This is a genomic window from Streptomyces pilosus, from assembly GCF_014649835.1.
Taxonomy (GTDB): domain Bacteria; phylum Actinomycetota; class Actinomycetes; order Streptomycetales; family Streptomycetaceae; genus Streptomyces; species Streptomyces pilosus.
On the sequence record NZ_BMTU01000031.1, the window covers coordinates 1 to 1,661 of the forward strand.

Sequence of the window (1,661 nt, forward strand, 5' to 3'; positions counted from 1 at the left end):
GGACACCGCCCTCGACGACTACCGCCACACCCTCACCACCCTGAACCTCACCGACCCCACCCTCCCCCTCGTCTCCACCCTCACCGGACAACTCACCACCCCCGGCCAACTCACCACCCCCGACTACTGGACCGACCAACTCCGCCACACCGTCCGCTTCCACGACGCCCTGCAAACCCTGCGGAAGGAGGGTGTGGCCGACTTCGTGGAGATCGGCCCCGACGGTGTCCTCAGCGCCCTGATCGCGTCCGGTACGGAAGGTGATGCGGGTGTGGTGGCTCCGGTCCTGCGCCGTCAGCAGGACGAACCCACCTCCCTGGCGCTGCTGCTGGGCCGGCTCCACACCCGTGGGGTCCGCATCGACTGGCGGAAGGTCCTGCCCGGCACCCGGCGCGTCGCCCTGCCCACCTATCCCTTCCAGCGCCGGCGCTACTGGCTGGAGGAAGCGGCCTCCCCCGCGGACCCGGCCGCTCTGGGACTGGAGAACGTCGACCACCCGATGCTCAACGCCGCCCTCTCCCTGGCCGGCACCGACGAGATCGTCCTCACCGGACACCTCTCGTCGCACACCCACCCCTGGATCAGCGACCACACCATCTTCGACACGGTTCTCGTGCCGGGTACGGGCCTTCTCGAGCTGGCCGCCCGCGCAGCCGGCGAAGCCGGCTGCGACCGGGTCGAGGAGCTGCGCCTCGTCGCGCCGATGGTGCTGCCGGAGAACGGCGGTGTCCAGGTGTCCGTGCGCGTGGGCCCACCCGATGAGGCCGGGCGGCGTGACATCGGCATCCACTCCCGTGCCGCCGAGGCGGACGGCGGTGCGGACCGCACATGGACGGCGCACGCCGAGGGAACCCTCGGGACCGGGGAATCCGGAGCGGAGGCCGTCGCGGGGCGCGGTCTCACGGTGTGGCCGCCCGAAGGCGCCACCGAGGTGCCGCTGGACGGCGCCTACGAGCGGCTGACCGGTCAGGGCTACGCGTACGGGCCCGCGTTCCAGGGACTGCGGCGGGCGTGGCGGGGGGACGGCGAGGTGTTCGCCGAGATCCTCCTCCCGGAGAGCTGCCGCGCGGACGCGTCCCGGTACGTGGTGCACCCCGCGCTGCTGGACGCGGCGCTGCACGTGCTGCTGCCCGGGATCGTGACGCAGGACGACCAGTCGCAGCTGCCGTTCGCCTGGAGCGGTGTGCGCTTGTACGGCGCCGGCTCCCCGGTGCTGCGCGTCCGGCTTTCGCTCCCGGTCCCCGGCGCGGCCGTGTCGGAGGTGTCGCTGACCGCGGTCGACGAGACCGGTGCGCTCGTCGCCTCCGTGGAGTCACTGGCGCTCCGTCCGGTGTCCAGGGAGGCCCTGGCCGAGGCGGGTGGAGCACGCGGCGACAAGCAGTTCCTCGTGCGGTGGAAGGCCGCCGAGCCCGGGACGGCCGACGGGCCGGCCGGCAGCTGGGCGATTCTGGGAGACACGGACGGGCTCCTCGGGGCGTCGCTGCCGGGCGCCTCCGGCTACACCGGTCTCGCGGAGCTCGTCTCGGCCGTGGACCGGGGCGAGGCGTCCGTCCCCGCCGTGGTCGTCGCGTCCACGACACCTGTCCGGGCCTCCGACTCCGCGGATGTCGCTGGTGGGGTGCGTGGGGTGGTGGCGGGTGTGCTGGAGTGGCTGCGTGCAT

1 protein-coding gene is annotated in these 1,661 nt (G+C 73.3%); it reads left to right on the forward strand.

Annotated elements, in window-relative coordinates:
* Positions 1 to 1,661 (forward strand): polyketide synthase dehydratase domain-containing protein (locus IE118_RS33745; protein ID WP_189561917.1); only part of this gene is annotated, 1,661 nt, incomplete at both ends.